At 54.8% G+C, this 21,542-nt stretch carries 15 protein-coding genes; 4 read left to right on the forward strand and 11 right to left on the reverse strand.

What is annotated here, in order from left to right:
• Position 1 precedes the first annotated feature (1 nt).
• The 7 genes from TU76_RS14050 to TU76_RS14080 all read right to left on the reverse strand — a co-directional run bounded on the left by TU76_RS14050 (position 2) and on the right by TU76_RS14080 (position 7,845).
• Positions 2-862, reverse strand: coding sequence for a MurR/RpiR family transcriptional regulator (locus TU76_RS14050; protein ID WP_019827230.1), 861 nt, complete (start codon positions 860-862; stop codon positions 2-4).
• A gap of 162 nt (positions 863-1,024) precedes the next feature.
• Positions 1,025-1,522, reverse strand: a complete 498-nt coding sequence (locus TU76_RS14055) for a GNAT family N-acetyltransferase (RefSeq protein WP_048351882.1) — start codon at positions 1,520-1,522, stop codon at positions 1,025-1,027.
• 70 nt (positions 1,523-1,592) lie between these two features.
• Positions 1,593-2,417: a fimbrial protein gene (locus TU76_RS14060; RefSeq protein ID WP_048654696.1), complete on the reverse strand. Its 825-nt coding sequence runs from the start codon at positions 2,415-2,417 to the stop codon at positions 1,593-1,595.
• A gap of 297 nt (positions 2,418-2,714) precedes the next feature.
• Positions 2,715-3,689, reverse strand: a complete 975-nt coding sequence (locus tag TU76_RS14065) for a fimbrial protein (protein ID WP_048654697.1) — start codon at positions 3,687-3,689, stop codon at positions 2,715-2,717.
• A gap of 64 nt (positions 3,690-3,753) precedes the next feature.
• Positions 3,754-6,333 (reverse strand): fimbria/pilus outer membrane usher protein, encoded by a 2,580-nt coding sequence (locus TU76_RS14070; RefSeq protein ID WP_082136542.1) that lies wholly within the window; start codon positions 6,331-6,333, stop codon positions 3,754-3,756.
• Positions 6,334-6,426: 93 nt separating this feature from the next.
• Positions 6,427-7,167 carry a fimbrial biogenesis chaperone gene (locus tag TU76_RS14075; RefSeq protein WP_048351883.1) on the reverse strand — a complete coding sequence of 247 codons (741 nt, stop codon included), beginning with the start codon at positions 7,165-7,167 and terminating at the stop codon, positions 6,427-6,429.
• Positions 7,168-7,233: 66 nt separating this feature from the next.
• Entirely contained in the window at positions 7,234-7,845 is a 612-nt protein-coding gene (locus tag TU76_RS14080) for a fimbrial protein (RefSeq protein ID WP_019827224.1), read from the reverse strand.
• 340 nt (positions 7,846-8,185) lie between these two features.
• Between TU76_RS14080 and TU76_RS14085 the strand changes: the two genes are divergently transcribed.
• The 4 genes from TU76_RS14085 to TU76_RS14100 all read left to right on the forward strand — a co-directional run bounded on the left by TU76_RS14085 (position 8,186) and on the right by TU76_RS14100 (position 14,614).
• Positions 8,186-8,851: a LuxR C-terminal-related transcriptional regulator gene (locus TU76_RS14085; RefSeq protein ID WP_019827223.1), complete on the forward strand. Its 666-nt coding sequence runs from the start codon at positions 8,186-8,188 to the stop codon at positions 8,849-8,851.
• A gap of 44 nt (positions 8,852-8,895) precedes the next feature.
• The gene (locus tag TU76_RS14090; RefSeq protein WP_231984094.1) at positions 8,896-10,098 is read left to right on the forward strand and encodes an EAL domain-containing response regulator; all 1,203 of its coding nucleotides are present in this window, start codon (positions 8,896-8,898) and stop codon (positions 10,096-10,098) included.
• A gap of 122 nt (positions 10,099-10,220) precedes the next feature.
• Complete coding sequence (locus TU76_RS14095; protein WP_019827221.1) at positions 10,221-10,919, forward strand: response regulator; 699 nt, start codon at positions 10,221-10,223, stop codon at positions 10,917-10,919.
• Between the two features lie 173 nt (positions 10,920-11,092).
• Positions 11,093-14,614: a transporter substrate-binding domain-containing protein gene (locus tag TU76_RS14100; protein WP_048351884.1), complete on the forward strand. Its 3,522-nt coding sequence runs from the start codon at positions 11,093-11,095 to the stop codon at positions 14,612-14,614.
• Here the strand turns inward: TU76_RS14100 and TU76_RS14105 are convergent, their stop codons facing one another.
• The 4 genes from TU76_RS14105 to TU76_RS14120 all read right to left on the reverse strand — a co-directional run bounded on the left by TU76_RS14105 (position 14,615) and on the right by TU76_RS14120 (position 21,383).
• Entirely contained in the window at positions 14,615-17,824 is a 3,210-nt protein-coding gene (locus tag TU76_RS14105) for a transporter substrate-binding domain-containing protein (RefSeq protein ID WP_082136543.1), read from the reverse strand. It abuts the gene before it with no gap.
• 205 nt (positions 17,825-18,029) lie between these two features.
• Positions 18,030-19,166 (reverse strand): hypothetical protein, encoded by a 1,137-nt coding sequence (locus tag TU76_RS14110; protein WP_403212610.1) that lies wholly within the window; start codon positions 19,164-19,166, stop codon positions 18,030-18,032.
• Positions 19,167-19,237: 71 nt separating this feature from the next.
• Positions 19,238-20,131: a nitrilase family protein gene (locus TU76_RS14115; RefSeq protein ID WP_048351887.1), complete on the reverse strand. Its 894-nt coding sequence runs from the start codon at positions 20,129-20,131 to the stop codon at positions 19,238-19,240.
• A 223-nt stretch (positions 20,132-20,354) separates the two neighbouring features.
• The gene (locus tag TU76_RS14120) at positions 20,355-21,383 is read right to left on the reverse strand and encodes a LacI family DNA-binding transcriptional regulator (protein WP_048351888.1); all 1,029 of its coding nucleotides are present in this window, start codon (positions 21,381-21,383) and stop codon (positions 20,355-20,357) included.
• Between the last annotated feature and the right edge of the window lie 159 nt (positions 21,384-21,542).

A 21,542-nucleotide genomic window follows, 5' to 3' on the forward strand; every position in this document is an offset into this window, starting at 1 on the left:
CTTAGCCTTCGAACTGGCCGAAGGCTTTTTGCAACTGACGATTTTTTGCCAGGCGTGCATCCAGATGCTCGCCGTATTTTTCTGCCACTGCCGAAACCATGAGGTTCAACAGGCAAGCCAGGGGAGCCGGGGAATCCCAGAACTGCCCGACGTCGGTCTTGATCTGCAGCAGGTCTAGCGGGTAATCCCGGGCCCATGGGCATTGCAGATCGGTGATCAGGGCCAGGGGTAATTGGTTGTCGATGGCCGCGTCACAGAAGGTTTGGGTCACGCTGGAGTACGCACGAAAGTCGGCAATGATCGCGTACGGGTTGGCGAAACCGGAATTCAGGGTTTCGGCGTAGATGCCCGACAGGCCGTCAACGTAGTAGACCTTGGGACGGATGTACTCCAGGTGGCTGTGAAACGCGGTGAGAATGCCGCGAGTGGACTGGATGCCGAGGATGAACACGGCATCGGCTTCGTGAATGCGTTGCACGATGTGGGCAAAGGTTTCGCTGCGGGCCAGTTCATAGACCTGCTGGATGGCCTCGATTTCGCGGTGCAGGGAACGGTCCAGCGCATCATCGCAGCTGTTTTCGGCGCGGAAGGCGCCGATACGGTCGGTGATCAACCACGAGGTAGGTGCTTCACCGCGCAGGCTCTGCTTGACCTCATCCAGGTTCTGATAACCCAGGGAACGCAGGAAACGGCCCACGGAAATACCCGTGGTAGAGGTTTGCTGCGCAATGCTGTCAGCGGACTCGAAGGGCAACTGTTGCGGATTGCCCAACAAGTAACTGGCAATACGCTTGCCGGTGGGTGTCAGGTTGGAGAACTCTTGTTCCAGCAACTGAAGAAAGCTGTTTTTTTCCAAGGACATAAGAGCGCGCCGACACCGTGGTTGTTATTGGTATGTCATTTGTTTGCTTCGTGTTAGCAACATAACATTTGTTTTCACGGCAACACAACGCCTTTTCTGAAGCGTGTGCAGTGAAGTGTTTTTTGCGGGTATCACGAGCGCCTTGGGCGCTCGCACAGACACTCAGACAGCCATGACCATCTCATGCCAGGCCATGCCGCCATGTTCGGAGGGGGATGGCTGAACGTACTGATAGCCCAGCCGGGTGTAGAGCCCGACGTGCTGTTCTTTGCACATCAGGTGGATGGTTTTTTTCCCGAGGCTGCGCATCTGCTCGACAAACTCGTGCATCAGCAGCGTTGAAAAGCCCTTGCCCTGGTGTTCAGGGGACACCACCACGGACATGATCACCACATTGGGCGCCGCTGGGTCGTGCCCGATCAGTTCCTTGAAGGCCTCATCCGACATGACCACGTCGTGGGCACAGCCGCTATTGATGAAACCCACCACCTGGCTGGCCTGCTCAAGGATCAGAAAGCCCTGGGAATACTGGGCGATCCGAGTACGAATCTTTTCCAGTGTGGCGGCTTCATCGCCTTCATAGGCTGAAATTTCGATCTGATAGCAGCGCTCCGCGTCCTGTGGGGTCGCGTGTCTGAATAGGGGGGTTGGTAGAACCATGGGCTGCTCTCTGTGTGGGGGGGATTGTTCAGCCCTTTGTTGTTCATGCTGAAGGCCTGTTCGCCCTTGATTATAAATAACTCATGGTAAAGGTCATGGACGTATTGGCTGTGCCAAACGACAGGTCTTGATCGCCGAGACGAATATAAGCAGCACTCAACGGAATTTTAAAGTTGCCGCCACGCTCCTCATAAGCGTCGAACACATGGGCCTTGTCCAGGGCCAGGGGTACACCATTGCCGTCCATGATGCGCAGGCCAACACCTTTGACACTGGAAGTCCCGTCCAGCGAGACCAGGCCACTTTCCCTGTCGATAACGGGGGTGTTGGCTTGGAGTGAGTAGGTGACTCTGGAGATGCCTTCCTGGCACTCGTTGAGTGCAATGTCGAAGTAAACTGGGTTTGTCTGACCTCGACTGCCCGTGACTTCACTGGCTACGTAGTCGCCCATCTTGACCGACACGTCAGGGGTTTTGCAGGAGGCCGCGGAGATGATCAGGTTGCTGGTAAGCGTGAGGTTATGGGTGACTAATGTCCCGTATTTGATGGTCCCAATTTTTGCGGGGGTAATGATCGTGCCATGTTTAACTTTTCCAATTTTTATAAATCTGAAAATAAACTGCCCGCCGTAGGTTCCCCAAACGTTTCCCTGTTTGAAAGTTTTTTCGCCAAACACGTTGATCGTGTTATTTGGGGTCGCTGAACCGCTAAAAACCTGGACTGCAATGCCACTGTCTTTTATCGGGAATGTGTATCCGCTCACAGGTGCAGGGCCGAGTGCTGGATTCGGGACCAGGCCGAGGGGTGTAATACCCCTGCACGTCATGTTGTTATGAATGCGCACAAGCTTACTGGCTTCATAAATCGTGCGGTCATTTTCCAGGTCTGCGGGCATGCTGATGACTCCCGGTCCTGGCAAGTCGACTTCAAGGCTGGTGGTTGGGTTGGGTCCCGCATTGAAAACACAATCGGCATATGAGCAGGCTGGACTGAATAATAATAGTGCCAGTAAGGGTAAGTGATGTATGCAATTGTCTTTTACGTTATGCATGGCGTTATTTCTTCTCTAGCGGTTGCCTTGTATGGGGTTCGAAATGTCAGTCGTGGTGTTGTTTTAAAATTCCTTATGGGTCTGAGCGTTTGCGTTGTACTGGCGCTTTAAGGTTTGTTGGTTTGAAATCAATTGAAGAGGTTATAAGTAACTCATGGTAAAAGTCAGGCTTGTATTGGCGGAACCAAACCCCAGAGTTTGAGTGCCAAGATGTACAAAGGCAGCACTCAGGGGGAGTTTAAAGTTGCCGCCTCGAGTGTCGTAATCGCTGAAAACATGTGCCCTGTCTAGGGCCAGTGGTGTTCCATTGCCATCCATAATGCGTAGCCCGACTCCTTTGGCTGTGGAGGTGCCATCCAGCGAAACCAGGCCACTTTCCCTGTCTATGACTGGGGTGTTGGCTTGTAGTGAGTAGGTTACTCTGGAGATGCCTTCCTGGCACTCGTTGAGTGCGATGTCGAAGTGGACGGGGTTTGTCTGACCTCGACTGCGCGTGACTTCACTGGCTACGTAGTCGCCCATGTTGACCGACACGTTGGGGGTTTTGCAGGAGGCCGTGGCGATAATCAGCTTGCTTCTGATTGTTATGTTGTGCGTGGTCAATGTCCCGTATTTGACAGCCCCTATATTGATGGGGCCAATGACTGTGCCGTGTTTAATTTTTCCTATTTTTATAAATCTGAAAGTGTACGCTCCGCCTCCAGTCCCCCAAAGGAATTGTCCTCCGACTATTTGTTCTCCATGTGCACGAATTGCGTCTTTGGGGGTTGTTCCTAAGTTGAATATCTGGATTGCGATACCACTATCTTTTATCGGGAATGTGTAGCCGCCTGCAGGCGCAGGACCGAGTTCCGGGTTTGGAACAAAACCATAAGGCGTGTAGTAGCTACAGTTAAGGATGAAATAAATGCCAGGCGAATAGACGGCCTCATATACAGTACTGTTGTTTTCCATGTCAGCAGGTATGCTGATAGTTCCCATTACTGGCGGGTTTAATTCGACTGTGCGTTCTGGATGATTGAAGCGACATTCGCTCATTGCTTCAGTGTGATTGAAGAGTAATAGCAAGGTCAGTAAAAATAGGTACGTCATATGCATTTTATTCGCGTCAAACATAAAAGTTCCTTCGATAGGGTAATTGCCATACCCTGGTGTCGGGTATTTATACGTGACTCGATCATCAACGTGCCTTTGGTTCAGGCAAACACATAAGTTTGTAGCGTTCGTAATTGACCTTTTCTTGTTTTTGCGCAAGCGCATAGCTAGCCAGGCATTGTTTGCCTTGCCATTTGATGGTCAGGGTAGCGCTGTCATGCTCGACCATGGCGAGGGCTTTGCCGGTAGGGTCGGACATGGCCAGTTGCACACCCTTGGCATCCTCCACCGAGGCACCGAACGGAATAGGTCGGTTCTTGGCATCGACCAGATCAAATTGAACCCGGCGACCCTTGCTTGCTTCGAAGCGTGCAACCACCACCGCACCACGGCGCGGCACGATTTGCTGAGTCGCATTTTCGAGTTCCACGCCACCGCCCAGGTCACGGGTGTCCAGGCTCAACCAGTTCACTCGATACGGTTGAGTGTTGGGAATAATGGCAAAACCATTGTTGCCGGTCGTAACCCCGGAGTGGGTGCTGATCTCGACGCCGGGTACCCCGGGTACTTCAACCAGGGCGAACGTTTCACCGATGGTTTGCCCAAGGTTGATTCCGCCAGCATGGGCGACCATGGAGCCTGAAATATTCAGGTTCTGGGAGTTATAGCCCTGGCCCTGGCTGTAGCCGGCACCGATATCGGCTATTGCTGTGCGGGTATTCAAGGCCAGCGAGCCGGATTGACCACTGTGACTGCTGTCACCGGCCTGGATGGAGTAAAACGAATCCCGACTGTCCGCCAGATAACCACTGACCCCCATTTGTGTGCTGTTGCCACTGCGCTCACTATTGCTTGAGACATAGGCCCGGGGCGACCGGGGGCGAGAGCCCAGCGCAAAAGAGACTGAGAGGTTGACCTGAGTGTCGGTGTTCGCTAAGCCGCCCTTGACCAAATCCTGGCTCTTGCTGGCGCTCAGGTTGTAGTTCATTTGCCCCCAGTTGTTGGTGTAGCCCGCAGAAAAACTTCGCGAACCACCCCTGTTCCAGTAGCGTTGGTCACTGGCGTTGAGGTAGAGCGAGCCATACTGACGGGCGCCGCCGAGTGTCTGGTTGATGGTGAGGTTGGTGCGGGTTTTCGAACTGCCACTGCGCTGCCTGATACCTTGACTGATGTCTTCAACGTGATCACTGAACGTGCGATAACCTTCCGTGGAATAACGGTAGGCGGCCAGGGTGAAACTGGTATCAGTGCCGGTAAAGGTTTTCGCATAGAGCGCCCGCAAGCTGTTGCCCCGGGTGGTTTTGCCCTGGGCGCGGCTGGATGACTGGGTGAGGTCGAACGAGACCGCGCCCAGCGCAGTGTTTTTCGCCGCTCCCAGCGAGACCGCCTGAAAGTTTTCACTGGCTTGCAGACCGGCAATACCCGTCAGGTTGCTGTTCAAACCATAGGCGCCCGTGCTGCTGACAAAGGAAGGGGATGCCACGCCTTCGGCGTTGCTGGCGTATTGGCCAGCAGACACGCTGTATTTGAACTGACCTTCGCGAATCATCGTGGGCAGGGCGGAAAAAGCCTGCTTGCTCACTCTGCGGCGACCGTCGGCTTCGGTAATCACTACCTCTAGATCGCCGTTGGATCCCGTGGGGTAGATATCGCTGATTTCGAACGGGCCAGGCGGTACCGTGGTGGAGTACAGGGTGTAGTTGTCCTGGCGAATCTCGACCAAAGCGTTGGACTCGGCTACGCCGCGAATGATCGGTGCATAACCGCGTTCGCTGTCGGCGCGCATCCCGTCGTCCGAAGCCACTTTCACGCCCCGGTAGCGCACACTGTCAAACAACTCGGTATCGGAGAGGATCTCTCCAGCGCTGAACTGCCCCCTGATAGCGGTGACGTCGCGTTGCACGTAGCTGCGATTGCTCTTGAATATGCTTGCACGGCCGGTACGGGCGCTGAAGTTCGACTCGTTGCGCAGACGCCACGGGCCCAGGTTGATGCCATTGCGCAGTCCCAGGTTGCTGGATACCTGGGTGCTGAACTCAGTGGCGTTGCGGTTGCTGCTGAACTGATAGTTGGTAAACCCTGCAGGAACGCCTTGGTCCCATAGCTCAGGATCGACAAAACCGCGCATGCCTCGAGCCATTGCCAGTTGCGGTACGCTGAAATACAAGCGCAGGCGGCTGGAGTCGTAGCGCCAGGTAGCCTGCTCAATCATGGAGGTCAGGTCATGGCAGGCGTGGGGCAACTGGGGATCGAGCAGCCCTTGTTCCTGCAGTTTTTGTACATCGACGCCAAGTTGTTGAATCAAATCAAACGTCATGCACGGCTCAACCTTGCCGTTGTGTTCGTTGGGTCTGAACGCGATGTCCCTGCGACCTACCAGCACTTCATTACTGTACAGATCGACCCGGTAGTTACCCGGCAATACCCGGTTGGCGCTCAACAGCGTTTGTAAATCCACCGATGTTCCGCCCTGAAAGAATGAGGTGTTGAATTGTTCTTCAAGTTGAACTGCCTGTTCTTCGGCGAAGGCGGTGCTCGACAGAGTGATTGTTATGATCAGGCACAGTGGGCACAGAGGTAGAAGCAGGTATTTGTTATTGGAGCCCCTTGTTTGGACGCTATTGTCCGCACAACTATCATGCGTAGGGTTATTGTAGATAAACATATCAATAGCCTGTGCCGTCAGCATGACTGATGCAGTCATAACGTGTGCGAAAAATTAAGCGTGCAAGATGGCCGTGTGGGTGACCGTTATTGATTACTCTTTGACTTTTGTGGCCGTCGCCGAACTTGATTCTTGTGGGTTTAGCAATGCTTCGAATTTTTGCAGCGCGCCATAGTCGTTGATGCTTGAAAACCATAGTGTTGGCGACAATGCCTGAGGAGTTGTTTTAAATTTAAATGTTCTGTCTTCGCCAGGCGCGATCATGGTTGCACCGATCATCAGTTCAGATTTGTCGGTGTCGCCTACTTTCAGATCGGCTAATGATACATGGTAGCTGCTGGGGTTGTTGACGTTTAACAGGGTTTGTCCAGCGTCCTTTTTCAGTGCCCACTTGAGTTGTGCAGGTGCTTGGGCTGCTTCTCCAGGCAAGTTGGCCGGTCGAAAAAAAACCTTTACCCGTTGACGCACGGCCAGCTGTAATACGTTTATATCGGCGGCACTGGTTTGCGGGATTTCCTGAACGTTTAACCACACTACTGATTCCTTGTCGAGCGGCATGCCACTGCCTTCGTAAAGGATGCGCAGCAGTTGCTGTTGATTGGCAATCACTCGGGCAAGGGGAGGGGTAATGGCAAATGGCAGTTCTACATGTTCTGTCTGGTCACTGTCGATCCAGGACTGCACCAATACATTTTGCCCGCCATTACGTACGGTAATATTCGCTTCTTTTCGTGAGCCGTCAAAGATCACTCGGGTTGCACTTAGTGAAATACTGGCAAAGACTTCTGTGGCGACCAGCATACTTATAAAAACAGCAATTGAGCGTCGTATCATATGAATTATTCACTTACTATTGCGCAGGGTGAGTAGAGGCCCGAGAGCCTCTCCCTTGAGCCAGGTTTATTCGTACTGAAGTACAAATGGCAGTGTTGCGTTACCTGTACCGGCAACGGCTTTAGCCTGGCCTTCGGTGGTTACGTAGGCTGCGGCGAATGACAACGTGCCGTCACCACCCGCAGCTTGATCGCCGCTCAGACCGGTCGAAACCATAGCTGCGGTATCCGAGGTCAGGTCGATCAATTCGCCATCACCGTTAAGCAGAGCAATACCCACGCCCTTGGCCGCGTCGGTACCTTGCAGCTTCAGCACTTTCTTGCCACTGACCAGACCCGAACCACCGTTCAGACTTGGTTTGAAAACCATGGATACTTTGGTTCCGATATTACAGTTAACGGTCAAGCTAAAGTCATTTGCACCCATGCGTCCGGAAGTTGGAGCTACATCAGTGCCCATGTCCTTGATCGATACGTTGCCCATATCAATCGAGATCACTTTATCTTTACCGGTACTGCCATCAACTGAACACGCATCATTGTTGATAAAGCCAGAAAACTGGATTTGACCACTGCCGCCTTTAACCTTGGCAGATGGCGGAATTTCGTCCTCAGCGAAAACAGAGTTGGAAGCTGCGAGAATCGAGAGGCTGAGAATAGCAAGGTAAAGCTTTTTCATGTTTGTATCCTGAAAGGGTATAAGTGTGTTTCATCAAACTGCGGGGACTATGTTAGGTCGCCTTTGGGGGCCGGTCTTTGAGAATTGTCCCAAAGCAATTTTCGTTGCGTATTGAATGGACTTGTTGCCGGATCATGTGTGAGCAGTTCTGCTCCGGGTGGTGTGCTTTTCAGCGGTCGCAGGTGAATGTTTTGAGACAAGTCTTAAGGTTTATTGGAGAAGTATTCGTTACTGTGCCCAATACCGTGCCTGAAGCACCTCAAGATTTTATAAGTTCTACTGCTGCCCGCGTTGTTCGTTTTTAAAGGACGCGCGGTTAAACAGGAGATGGAGATAACAAATGTTAAACCCGGTCAGAGTCGGGGTGCTGGATACGCATGAAATTGCGCGTTATGGCTTGTGTTTACACCTGCTCGAACAACCCGGCATTGCTGTTGTCGGCTCTTATGGGAATTGCGCCAACGTGATGCGTAGTGCCCGTGATAACGCATTCGACATGTTGCTTTTTGGGCACTTGTCAGAAGGGGGCGACAGCGTGGCGCTCATCAGGACGCTCAGCATTGAGCAGCCATCACTGAGATTTCTGGTTTTGCTGGATCAACCTCATCTGGCGACAGCCGTATTGCTCCTGGCATCTGGTGCACACGGTATCGTTTGCAAGACACAACCCCTTGATGACTATGTTGACGCGATTCGCAGCCTGGCGGCTGGAGCGTTTTACTTTTGCACCCGGCTGATTCCGCAAGCAATCCCGGATAAGCCGGTCGGTACCCATGCAAGCCATGTAGTTGTCACTCGGGATCGCCTGTTGAATAGCGCAATGTTGTCGCCACGAGAGCGCGAAATCCTGCATTTGTGTGCCGCCGGGTCGACGGTCACACAAATAGCTGCGGACTTTTCGCGAAGTATCAAAACCGTCAGTGCGCAAAAGCGTTCTGCCTACCGAAAGTTGGGCTTGAAAAGTGATCTTGATTTGTTCCGGCGTTTACCCCTGCAATCTTCTTGAGCGCTTATATGCCGAGTGCAAGAGATCTCTTTAAAAGATTGCGCGTGCTGGTGCTGGAACATCACGACGTTCAGCGCGCGCTTACCGTCAAAACATTGCTCGGGATCGGAAGCATTGATGTGTTGCAGGCGGCTGACGGGCAGGGCGCCCTGGCATTGCTGCAACGGCATGGAGGTGTTGATATCGCGTTATGTGACATACAGACATTGGTAGTGGATGGGTTGGCGTTTTTGAGCTGTGTCAGTGAGGCGAGACTGGTCAGCGGGGTGATTATCTGTAGTGCGATGCCCGGTGAGTTGGTTCATGCCGTGGAGCAGATCGTAAGGCTTCAGGGGTTGGAGTTGTTGGGTCATGCAGGCAAGCCGGCGCTGGCGCAGGTGCTTAATCCCTTGTTGCAGGCGTACCGAGCCAATAGTCGCCCCCGTATTGCACGGCCCAGTGTTGCGCCAGATCAGCCGGGCGCAGAGGAAATACACAGGGGGATTAACCGGCAAGAATTCTGTGCCTGGTTCCAGCCCAAGTTCCACCTGAGCAACGGATTGATCCAGGGTGCAGAAGTGTTGCTCAGATGGCAGCGGTCACCGGGTGAAGTGTGGTCGCCCGCTACATTTCTCCCCGCTGTAGAGCAGTACGGTCTGCTAGATACAATTTTCTTCAGCTTGTTTGAACAAGGACTGCGTTTGCAGCGACACATGTGTTCTGCTGGCAATGGGTTCAAACTTGCGTTCAATCTGGAGGCATCTCAGTTGGCATGCCCGCACTTCGTTGATCGAATACGGGACATGCTGTCCGCGCACGGCGCATCGCCCGCAAGCGTGACGTTTGAGCTGACTGAAACCGGTCTGTTGCAAGCCCCCGGCATGTGCATTACCAACATGGTCCGGCTGCGCATGCTGGGTTGCGATTTGTCGATTGATGACTTCGGAGTGGGTTACTCCTCGCTTGAGCGTCTGTGCCAGTTGCCTTTCAACGAGGTCAAACTGGATGCCGGTTTTATCCGGGACTTTAAGCAGCCACGCTCTGGCGCGGTGATCAGCGCTGTTTTGGGATTGGCGCGTGGGTTGAACATGAGAGTAGTTGCCGAAGGCATTGAAACCATCGAGCAGCTACGCTCCCTGCAAAGCTTGGGCTGTCATCTTGGGCAAGGTTATTTGTATGCCCGGCCGATGAGCGAGGCCCACATGACAAACTGGGCTTTTACGGGCGATCCAGCGCTATGGCGAACTGCCGTGTCTCCCGCAGGGTGATGTGCCTGGACGGTCTTGCCTGTGTGGTTTTGAGACAACGACCTATATCCATTGTCTGGTAGATCATTCAGAATTTTCTCATTGATTTGATGATCTGAAACTGCTTTTGCCGGAGACAAAGAATGCAATGGTCTGTTGTCACACCCTTACGTGTTGCCGTGCTCGATGATCATTCTCTTATTCGGCTGGCCTTGAACTCGCGATTGAGCCGGGAGGCGGACTTTTCGGTGGTTGGGGTATTCAGCGCCAGCGCCGAGTTGATTTCGGCCCTGCGCGAGCTGACGATCGATCTGTTGGTCCTGGATTATCAATTGCACGAAGGCGAACTCGACGGCTTGAATCTGATCAGGATGCTGCGCAAGCAGTACCCGAAAATGCTTATTCTGATTTCTTCCTCTTCGGAAAAGCCTGCCATCGTCAATCTCGCCATCGGCGCAGGCGCCAACGGGTTTCTGGGCAAGTCCCAGCCGGTTGAGGATCTGACCGTGGCCATTCGTACCGTTGCTTCGGGGCAGCTGTATCTCTCCTCGATGATGGCCTTTAAGCTGGATAAAAAGCCGGTGTCCGGCCAGGAGCGTACGAGCGCAAATGGCGATGATCCATCTGGCGATACCTTGTTAGTCAGCAACGTTGCGCTTTCCCCCAAAGAGCGCGAGGTCCTGCGTTGCTGCCTGGAAGGGTTGCAGGTCTCGCAGATTGCGCTGAAGTTCATGCGCAGCAGGAAAACCATCAGCGGGCAAAAACACTCTGCTTACAAAAAATTGGGTATACGCACCGATGTTGAGCTGTTCAGGTTGCAGCACAACCTTGATCAGCCGTGATCGCACCCTGGTTGATATTCAAAGGCGTTGTCATGGGGTTTGTTGCATCACCAGCCTGTGCAGTTCGACGTGTAGTGGTAATCGTCGTGTGGCTACTTCTTCCATTTGATTTGTTGCATGCAACAACCGTGGATAGTCCATTACGGCTATTGGTGCGTCCTCAGTGCACAAGCATGCAAGTCGCACTTTCCAATGACGACTGGCAGTGGCTCAGGAACAAGCGCTCCCTGGTCCTGGGTGTCGCCCAACCGGATTTCCCGCCCTTTGAAATGACGGCCAGTTCTCCGTATTTCGAAGGCATCACTGCTGACGTAGCGTGCTTTCTGGAGCAGACCCTTCACGTCAACCTCAAGCTTAAGCGCTTTGCTGATCGCGGCCATGCGCTGGCTGCACTTGAGCAAGGCGAGATAGATATGCTGGGCAGCGCCAACGGTTTTGAAGTCAGCGCCGCACATGCACTTCTCAGCAACCCTTATGTGCAGGATCAGTCCGCGTTGTTTGTCCGTAACGACGATCAGCAACCGTTGCCGACCAGCCTGGCTGGCAAGCGCATAGCAATAGCCGAGGACTACTTGCCGCTCGAGCAACTGGCAAGATTGTATCCCGGCGCCCTGTTTGTGCCTTATGCATCACGGGATCTGGCCTTGGCTGCCCTGGCGTTCGGCGGTCTTGACGGTTACCTGGGAGACGGGTTGTCGAGTCACTATCTGATCAACTTGAGTTATTTCAACTATGTGCGACTTGAGCGTTTTGTCGATATGCCAAGTGCCGGCTTCGGGTTTGCCATCCGGCGTGGCAATCATCGACTGAAAGCTGTCCTGGACAGTGCGATCAACGCCATCGACAAAAATAGCCTGCACCAGATCGTCAAGCGCTGGTCCGGTGGCGGGGCCATGCTGTCGCCCCGGAAAATTGACCTGTCTACCCATGAGCAACGCTGGATTGAGCAGCATCCGGTTGTGCGTTATGTGGTGAATGATGACTTGGCGCCTTATGCCTTCTTTGATGCCGAGGGGCGATTCAGTGGCATGAGTTCAGAGCTGCTGGAGTTGATCCACAGGCGAACTGGGCTGCGATTTGAAGCGGTTCGCACCGACAGTTTCGCCAACCTCATCAGTTCTCTGTCGGATGGCACAGCGGATTTAACCCTGGCCGCGCACACGCCTGAGCGCGAGAGCAGCCTGAGGTTCAGCAGGGCCTTTATTTTCAGTTCGTTCGTTATTGTCACCCCTGACGTGGAGCAAGCACCTTCGAGCCTTGATGCGCTGCGTGGAAAACGTCTGGCGGTGCCGATCATGGCGGCCGAACGCGCAGTGCTGAGTACGTACCCGGACATCGAAATCATTGACTCAACCACCATCCTAGAGTCTCTGGCCATGGTTGCCGATGGTCGGGCAGATGCGACGTTTGCCACGCTGCATGGTGCCCGTTACTACATTCAGCATCTGTACCCAGGCAAGTTGCGCATCAGCAATATTCTGCAGGGCGAGTACGGGGCATTGGCGTTTGCAGCCCAGCGGGGCGAGACCGAACTGATCTCCATTATCGACAAGGCGCTGCTGAGTATCGCACCGGATGAAATCAACAGTGTGCTCAATCGCTGGCGGCCGGTTGCCGTGTTTGAGGTCATGAAATGGAGGGACTACCAAACCCTCATTTACCAGATGGCTGGCGTCGCCTTCCTGTTCATTCTTTGCTCCCTGGTCTGGAATATTTACATCCGCCGCCAGATTCGCGAGCGCAGGCGGGCGCAATTGGCCCTCGGTGATCAGTTGACGTTCATGGAGGCGCTGATCAACGGCACCCCGCATCCGATCTATGTCCGTGACCGTCACGGCGCAATGGTGGCCTGCAATGCCCATTACCTGAAAACATTTTCTGTCACCCGTGAGGATGTGATCGGCAAAACGGCACTTCAAAGCGCCAAGCGCAACCGTGACGAGGCCATGCAGTTCCATGCCGGTTATATGCGGGTGATCGAGCAGGGCGAGCCATACGAGGTCGATCGCACACTGCATGTGGGTGACTCGACACTGATTATTTACCATTGGATTCAACCCTTTCATGACACCCGTGGGCATGTTCAGGGGGTTATTTGCGGCTGGATCGATATCAGTGAGCGTCGTGAACTTATTGAGCAATTGCGTGCGGCCAAGCAGCAGGCGGACAACTCAAACAGGGCCAAGACCACCTTCCTGACGACCATGAGCCATGAGATTCGTACCCCCATGAGCGCTGTGATCGGCATGCTCGAACTCGCACTGAAGCGGGCCGACCAGGGTGATTTTGATCGCGGGGCGATCGAGGTGGCCTACACCTCAGCCAAGGGCATGCTTGAACTGATCGGCGATATTCTGGATGTGGTACGCATTGAGTCAGGGCATGTCAGCCTTTCGCCCAGAAGGGCCAATCTGCGGGAGCTGGTCGAGTCGGTAGCGCGGGTGTTTGAAGGCCTGGCCAGACAGAAAAACCTGATCCTGAAACTTGAAATCGACGCCAGCGTCGGCGGTGATGTGCTGGTCGACCCCATGCGCTTTCAGCAAGTGCTGTCCAACCTGTTGGGAAATGCGATCAAGTTCACGGACACTGGAGAAGTGCGCGTATTAATTCGTGCCGAGCACAGTGTTGATGAGCGCCTGCAGGTGTGCCTGACGGTGGAAGACACCGGTATTGGCATTGCCGCGCACGATCTGCAGCGATTATTCCAACCTTTCTCTCAAGCGGATCACGGCGTTTCCAGCAGAGGTGGAACGGGGCTTGGGCTGGCGATCTCGCGCTCATTGTGCGAGTTGATGGGGGGGAGACTTGAAATCAGCAGTGTCATCGGGCAGGGCACAACACTTGAAGTATCGTTGTCATTTCACAAACTGGATGCTGTGACTGCCACGGTGACGCCCCGAGAGCAAGTTCTCGGGGTATCGCGTGCGATGAAAGTGTTGGTGGTAGATGACCAGTCGCCGAATCGTTTGCTTCTGGTCCAGCAGTTGACGTTTCTGGGGCAATCGGCAAGCGCTGCCGAGGACGGTGTGGTTGCGCTGCAGCTTTGGCGGGCCGGGCATTTCGATATGGTTATCACTGACTGCAACATGCCGTTGATGAGTGGCTACGATCTGGCTCAACAGATCCGTCAGGATGAGGTTCAGCGGGGAATGGGGGCTTGTTGGGTGGTGGGTTTGACCGCCAACGCCCAGCCAGAGGAGAAGGCCAGATGCCTGAGGGCAGGAATGAATGACTGCTTGTTCAAACCCCTGAACTTGAAAGCCTTGTCGATGCTTTTATCGGGCTGGCAAGCCCCATTGGCCGACGGTTTTGCTTCAGAGAATCAAGCTGGAGTGTGTGCCGATCAGGCATCCATCACGGCGAGTCTGCATACATTGACGGGCGGTGTTCACGAGGCCACCACCGTGTTGATTCATGAGGCGCTGAACAGTTTCGAGAGAGACAGTGCAGAGCTTGGCGAAATGCTGGCAAGGGATGAAATGGCGTCGTTTTCAGGCCTGGCCCATCGTATCAAGGGGGCAGCGCTGCTCGTGGCCGACCCGGTAGTTGTCAGATACTGCGACATGCTGGAGCAGGCCTGCAGTGTTTCGCAGGTTGTGCCAGAGCATGTGCTTCAGTGCGCCAGATTGCTTGAACAGGCGCTGGCAAAACTGCACAGTAACCTGCTTGAAGCCGCTCGGGCGCGAAGCCATTGATCAGGCTGTTTGCAGCGACATATTGATATCGTTGAGCGCCTGGATCAGAACCTTTGCGGCCTGACGAATTGCATCAGGTCCGTCATGGCTGGCCGTCAGCTCCTCAAATGTGACGCACAGCAGCAGCAAGCTCTGGGAGTTGAGCACGTAGGCGGTGCCTTTGAGCTTGTGGGCAATACGCGCCAGTGCTTCGTAGTCGTTTAGGCTCAGGGACTTGTTCAGCGCCAGCAGTTCTTCATTGTTACTGGTGATAACGTGTTCAGCGATCTCAAGCTGTACCTCTTTTGCACGGTCGGTTTGTGCCTGCGCCTGATCGTTGTTACCGCGGTTGAGTGTTGGAATAAACCGGTTCAAGCCGGCCAGGTCGACGGGTTTGGCGAGCGCTTCGTCCATGCCGCAACTCAGGCAATATTCGAGCGCTTCGCGCTGCGCATCGGCGCTGATGCCGATGATCATGCAAGGCTCGACGCCAAGGCTGGACTCAAGTTCTCGTATGGCACGGGTCATTTCATAGCCGTTGGTGTGCGGCATGTTGCAGTCGGTCAACACGATGTCGATGTCGTGTTTTTGCCACAGCGCAATGCCTTCCTGCCCGTTGCTGGCAGTGATCCCATGGTGGCCCAGATAGCTGATTTGCTGTTCAAGCAGGTACTGGCTCGGAAGGTGGTCTTCCACTATCAGTATGTTCAGTGGCAGGTCTATGGCTGCGGGTGTCTGTTTCTGGATCGGGCTGATCTGTGTGCTGTCAGCGCTCACACGCTCGAAGCGGGCGTTGAAAATCATTGAGGTGCCCACCCCCGGCTCGCTCTCGACCCGCAGACTGGCCCCCATCAACTGACTGAGCACCTGGCTGATCGACAAACCGAGACTGGCACCGGTGTTGAGGTTGTTCACAGCGCTGTCGAGCTCAAAGAAAGGGGTAAACACCTTGTCGATTTGTGATGCAGCGATACCTTTGCCGGTGTCAGTGACGCTCAGTTGCAAGTGCACGGTGTGCTCGTCAACGTCTTCGCCTTGGCAACTGATCACGATGCCGCCTTTGTCCGTGAACTTGATTGCGTTGCTCAAGAGGTTGGACAGTATCTGTTTGAACTTGAGCTCATCGATCCACAACCGCTCTTCAGCCGTTTGATCCAGCTCCAGGCGGATACTGAGGTGCTTCTGGCGCGCCAGACCTGCAAATACATTGGCCACTGATTCAATCAACTGCTTGAGCGAGGAGATTTGTGGACGCAAGGTCAGTGTGCCTGACTCGATTGTGGAAATGTCGAGGATCTCGCCAATCAGCCCCAACAGGTTATGGGCCGACTCATAAGCGATATGTACGGACCGGGTGTTGAGCGTGGGGTCGGCCTTGCGGGTCAATACCAGCTCCAGCATGCCGATAATGGCGTTCAACGGTGTGCGGATTTCATGGCTCATGGTCGCCAGAAATACGGTCTTGCTGCGGTTGGCCTTTTCCGCAGCTTCTTTGGTGGTCTGCAGTTCGTCAAGAATGAGCTGGCGCTGATGCAGGTCGTGCTGTTTGCGGATGATCCGCCGCCGTTGAGCGATGATCAGCAGCCCCGCCACCAAGAGCAGTGCGCACAGCACCCCCAGGGTCTGCCATGTGGTCGAAGCCAGCCCCTCCCAATGCTTGTCGTCAGTCGCGGCGTTGGCTCGCCAGCGCCCGGTAATCTGCAAGGTCTCTGCTGGGGTTATCTCAGCCAGGGCCTTGTCGAGGATCGACATCAGCAAAGGATCTTGCCCCGGTGCTGCAAACAGTATTTGTGCATCATGATAGTCAATCAGGCCGTTGACCTTGAGGGTGTCCTCATATTTATAGGACAGGTAGTAGCGCGCCATGTTGGCCGGTACCAATGAGAAGTCCGCCTTGCCATCGCGCACCCGATTCAGTGCATCGGCAGTTGTGGCCGTTTCTATCACGCGCAGGTTGGGGTAGTTGCGCAGCCACTCGGGTGACAGTTGGCGTTTTGCAACGGCCAGTACGGCGGCCGTCTGCGTGTTCAGAGAGGTCAATGCACCGTCTTCATGCCGAGTGATGATCAGATAGGGGGCTGTCACGAAAGGTCGGCTAAACAGATAAGCATCCGCTGTAGCACTGTCTTGGAACAAAACGCCAAGGTCGGCCTTCCCCTGGCTCAACAGGTCCTGGGCATCGCCCAGTGAACTGACACGATTGATCTCAAAGCGCATGCCGGTTTTACGCCTTACGATGTCCAGAAGTTCTGAGGCAATGCCGTTGAATCGACCCTGCTTGTCAAAAAAGCTGTAAGGGGCCAAATCCTCACTGACGACCAGCCTCACAACGTCTGCCTTGTCGAGCCAGGCTTGCTCGGACTCACTGAGGCGTTGACGAAAACTGCTCAAATCGCATGTCTCGGTCTCACTCCAGGTGCGCATAGCGTTAGCCAGATTGCACCGCGATAGGCCGCCTAGCGCTTGATCGAGCAGGGATCCGAGTATTTTACTGGAGGCACTGTAGGCAAAACCCACCGGAATTTCCGGCAGCCGGGCGCTCTGATTGACCACCATCTGGTTGCTGAATAATTGGGATGACAAGTAACGGGTGGAGAAGGTATCGCCCAGATAGGCTTGAGATTGTCCTTTCAGGACCTCTGACATTGCGTCGCGCCGTGACCGATAGCGGGTAATGTCTGCCTGTCCGCCTGACTGCCTGTACAGCGCAATTAGCTGTTCATCGACGCCGGCAAACTGCATTGCATTCGCCTGCATATCGAAGTCGCGCAGGTCTCCGGCCTCGGTAAACACAGCCAGCTCGGTGAAGGCATAGGGTGGGCTCAATTGCACTTGATAGTGTCTGGCATCAGCGTCTGTCGCGACAGCCACCAAGTCGATCTGACCTTCGCGCAAGGCCTCGTATAGTGCTTGAGTTGTAGCGAAGCGACGCAGGGTCAAGTCCATCGACAACTCACGCTGCAAGGCCGACAAGTAGTCAGCGGCTATACCTTCCAGCTCATTGAGGGTGGTGATGATTCGGTACGGCGGATAATTATCCTCTTGCACACCCACAATCAGGGTGCGTTTTTCTTGCGCCCACGCTTTTGTGGGCCCATCGAGTTGAAACTTCAGTCCGTTCAGGGGGTGTCGTGCATGTAACTGAAGAGTGCTGTCATTGGCCAACGAACTGCATGAAAACAGCAGTAGCCAGTACATCCCGACAATGTGAAGCAGCGGCGGTAATTTCAAGTGGTCACTCTCGGGCAAGATGGTGGTGCCATGCCAGTTTTGCGCTGCAGATTGGAGATACGAGCGCTGACAGTTTCGGTAGTTGCGCAAATAAATACACAAAATACAGATAGTGTTTACAGGATACCGCACAGATGCAGCGGTCGAATCCTGTTAAAGGGGGACCTCTGTAATGGATCTGATAATGTCTGGATGAATCAGTCATTTAAGCAGCAACCAATACGCCAATCACCGGCATGATCAGCAAGGTGCTGATTGCCATCGACAAGACATTGCCGATATAGGGGTGCATGTAACCAGGCACCCGCCGGGCGATGGCGCAGGCCAGGGGCGGCGCGATCAAGGCACCGAGCACTGCGCTGACGATCATCACTCCGGGGCCGCCACCGTAGGTCAAGACCGTTGCAGGCACGACTGAAACCAGCGTCACGTACGTGGGATACCAGCCACGTTTTCGCCATTCCTCACGCCACACAATGACGCCCACCAGCGACGTTAGAGCCTGCGCCGCGACCATATGCAACAGCAAGCCGGATCCATAGGCCGGACTGAGGGGATTCAAGGTGAATGCCAACACAACCCCCGAGAGCATGCCCAGGCTGGCCCACTCATTGCCATAAAAGGGTGCTTCCGAAAAGTCAGCCAGCACGCGACGCGCTATCCAGATGGCACCATAGTCCGGCGTTTTGTCAGGCGATGCAGGCGCAGTTGGCGGTTTTTGCGCGTTACTCGATGACACCAGAGCGGGTAGCGCCCGGCACAGACCAAAGGCAATCACGCTCCCCAGTGCCATGCCCAGCACATTGCCGATGACCACGGGCAAGCCCAAGGGCAGGCACACGTAGTTGACGATCAACAGACACGATGGCGTGACGAGCAGGGCGCCGAGGATTGCTCCGTTGAGGGTGACTTTCCAGCCGCCGCCAAACAGCAGCACCATGGCTGCAGGCAAAGAGACGAACGCGGCGAAGGTCGGCTGCCAGGTGTTTGCTGTAAGGGTCCAGCCCCATAGCGCGTTGCTGAGCAGCAGCCCCAACAATGAACTGGTTACCAGCCAAGGCCACAAGCCGGTGCCATAACAGATGCTGAATCCTTTCCAGCGTTGGGCGTAGCGGCTGGTCCAGTAGCCCAGGGCGCCTCCGAGTAACAAGCCCAATGAGGCCAGTTCGTGCTTGTAAAACGCCACCTCGCTGATGTCGCCCAACACCCAGCGCAACCAGGCCAACGGGGAGGGCATGCTTGCCATCATGTCGTTGTAGGCCGGCCAATAATCAGTGTGGAGGGTGGCGTAATTCACGGCCACCCACGTGGTTACGGCCCCAACAATCGCCGTGGCAACCATGATTAAAATCAGAAGACGTGCAGCAGGCCCGCACGTTGGTCTCTCAGATAAGGACTCCATGATTGCCCCCTTTAGCGAGGCAGGCGTGGATGATGGCAATAGCCGAGCATCCCGTCGTATATATCGGTGCGTCGGTCGCGTTGCAGATCATTCAAGGTGTTCCAGATCGGCGCACTGCGGGCCGTCGACAAGTCGACGTCGGCATAGAGAATGATCTGCTCATCAGCAGGTGCCACTGCACCGATGGGCCAGCCATTGGTTCCGGCAATCAGCGAACAGCCCAGGTAACGCGCGTCCTGCTCCTTGCCAATCCGATCGGCAGCGGCGATGAAAACGTTATTGACGTGGGCAGCGGTCATCGTCAGGTAGGAGGCCATGCATTTTCCGGCGTCGTCGAACAATGGCGGTGGCGTCCAGACCCAGTTATTCAGGCTGCAAATAATATCGGCGCCTTGCTGGCTCAGTAGGCGGGGCACTTCGGGAAACCAGATATCCCAGCAAATGAGCAGGCCGATGCGCCCGATCGGGGTTTCAAACACCGGGGATCCGAGGTCGCCGGGGGTGAACCAGAGTTTTTCCTTGTTCCACAGATGAGCTTTGCGATATTTGCCGATAAAGCCGCCCTGGCCGAGCAGCACCGCCGTATCGAACAGCTGCATGGCGTCCTGTTCGGCAAGACCGGCTACCAGATAGACCTGGTGTTGCGCTGCGAAATCGATCCATGCCTGAGTGCTTGGGCCTTCAGGAACCGCTTCGGCATGGTTGAAGGCATCCCGGCGGTTAGCAAACAGATAACCGGTGTTGGCCAACTCCGGGAGCACAATAAGATTGGCTCCGTTCATGGCCGCCTCCCGGGCCAAGTCCAGGCCGTTTTGCAGATTGGTCTGGATGTTGTGAGTTCCTACCTGCGGATCGAATTGCACCACTGCAACCCGCACTGCACTGACAGCAACAGATTCACTCATGGCTGACACCTCTTCTTGTTTTTATGGACCCACCTCACAGTGGGTATTTAATAAGAAGAATTGTCCGCACAAGCGTCTATCACTGGCCTCCGTTTGGCATGTAGTCCATCGGCTTCAATGTTGAGGGATATATTCTTGAGGACTAAAAGATAGAACGCTTTGAGGAATAGGAAGAGTGTCTAATTGACTGGTTTGCGGGACTTTTGAGGTGATCACGGGACACTTACACCACCCGTGAAGAACTCGCCCGTACCTGCAACTGCGGGGTCAGTGTGATTGACTCCGCAGCCTCGCCCCTGATGCGCTTGAGCAACAGTTCCACGGCATGTTGGCCCATTTCGGACAGCGGCAGGCGCACGCTGGTCAGCGGTACCATCAGTTCATTGGACAGCGGTATGTCGTTGAAACCGACGACGGCTATGTCTTTGCCTGGCATCAAACCCTTGTCGCGAGCTGCACCCATCAAGCCGATGGCAAGGAAGTCGTTGACCGCGAAGAACGCCTTGGGGGGCGGGTTGAGACCCAACAGGTACTCGCCCTGTTTGTGCCCGGTGAGGCTGTCGAATGGACCATTAAGGGTCCACTCAGGGCGCAGTGTGATGCCTTGTTCGCGGAAGTAACGGATAAAGCCGCGAGTACGGTCCGCACCGGTGGACGCATGCCGCTCGCCCGCCAGAATTGCCACATCCCGGCACCCCAACTGATACAGGTGTTCGGCCGCCAGCCAGCCGCCCAGCTCATCGTCACTGCACGCCGCAAGATGCCCGGCGATCTGCCGGCTGACCAGCACGTAGGGGATGTTTTTGCGTGTCAGCAGGTCGAGCAGGGGTTGAGTTTCGCCCACATGGGAGTCACCCACGATCAGCCCGGCCACCGAGCGGCGCAAGGCGTGCTCGGCACGCGCCATCTGACGCAGTTGCTGGTCATCGGTGTTGGAGACGAACGTGAGGTAGCCCGCCTGCTCGGCAGCGCTGTCAATGCTGTCGTAGATGGTTGCCATCACCAGGTCGGTGAGGCGTGGCATGAGCACGCAGATTTCCTGACTTTTGCGCAATTTCAGGTTAGATGCCTGCGTGTTCGGCCGATAATCCAGTTCTTTTGCCAATGCGCGAATACGTGCCACTACCTCGGCCGACGCCGCTCGCTCGACCCCTGTCGGGTCGCCATTAAGGACCCGTGACACCGTGGAAACATGCACTCCCAGTGCAGTAGCCATGGACTTCAGGGTGGCGGGGCGAGATGGATTTGGCATGTTTTCGAGGCTTCCGGCAGTCCGTTGTTTAGCGCGCGGATTCTACCCGAATAGGGTGCACCTACCCGGAAATAAATGTTTACCCAAACGTTTGACTCAAACTTTTTCTGGCTCTACATTTCGCCAACCCAAACGTTTGGGTAAAACAATAAAAATACG

The organism is Pseudomonas psychrophila (assembly GCF_001043005.1).
In the GTDB taxonomy this organism is placed as follows: Bacteria; Pseudomonadota; Gammaproteobacteria; order Pseudomonadales; family Pseudomonadaceae; genus Aquipseudomonas; species Aquipseudomonas psychrophila.

Bases quoted from the DNA above. Each gene is read 5' to 3' on its own strand.
- TU76_RS14050 (WP_019827230.1), bottom strand. From the start codon at position 862: ATGTCCTTGGAAAAAAACAGCTTTCTTCAGTTGCTGGAACAAGAGTTC.
- TU76_RS14055 (WP_048351882.1), bottom strand. From the start codon at position 1,522: ATGGTTCTACCAACCCCCCTATTCAGACACGCGACCCCACAGGACGCG.
- TU76_RS14060 (WP_048654696.1), bottom strand. From the start codon at position 2,417: ATGCCCGCAGACCTGGAAAATGACCGCACGATTTATGAAGCCAGTAAG.
- TU76_RS14065 (WP_048654697.1), bottom strand. From the start codon at position 3,689: ATGTTTGACGCGAATAAAATGCATATGACGTACCTATTTTTACTGACC.
- TU76_RS14070 (WP_082136542.1), bottom strand. From the start codon at position 6,333: ATGTTTATCTACAATAACCCTACGCATGATAGTTGTGCGGACAATAGC.
- TU76_RS14075 (WP_048351883.1), bottom strand. From the start codon at position 7,167: ATGATACGACGCTCAATTGCTGTTTTTATAAGTATGCTGGTCGCCACA.
- TU76_RS14080 (WP_019827224.1), bottom strand. From the start codon at position 7,845: ATGAAAAAGCTTTACCTTGCTATTCTCAGCCTCTCGATTCTCGCAGCT.
- TU76_RS14085 (WP_019827223.1), top strand. From the start codon at position 8,186: ATGTTAAACCCGGTCAGAGTCGGGGTGCTGGATACGCATGAAATTGCG.
- TU76_RS14095 (WP_019827221.1), top strand. From the start codon at position 10,221: ATGCAATGGTCTGTTGTCACACCCTTACGTGTTGCCGTGCTCGATGAT.
- TU76_RS14100 (WP_048351884.1), top strand. From the start codon at position 11,093: ATGCAAGTCGCACTTTCCAATGACGACTGGCAGTGGCTCAGGAACAAG.
- TU76_RS14110 (WP_403212610.1), bottom strand. From the start codon at position 19,166: ATGGTTGCCACGGCGATTGTTGGGGCCGTAACCACGTGGGTGGCCGTG.
- TU76_RS14115 (WP_048351887.1), bottom strand. From the start codon at position 20,131: ATGAGTGAATCTGTTGCTGTCAGTGCAGTGCGGGTTGCAGTGGTGCAA.
- TU76_RS14120 (WP_048351888.1), bottom strand. From the start codon at position 21,383: ATGCCAAATCCATCTCGCCCCGCCACCCTGAAGTCCATGGCTACTGCA.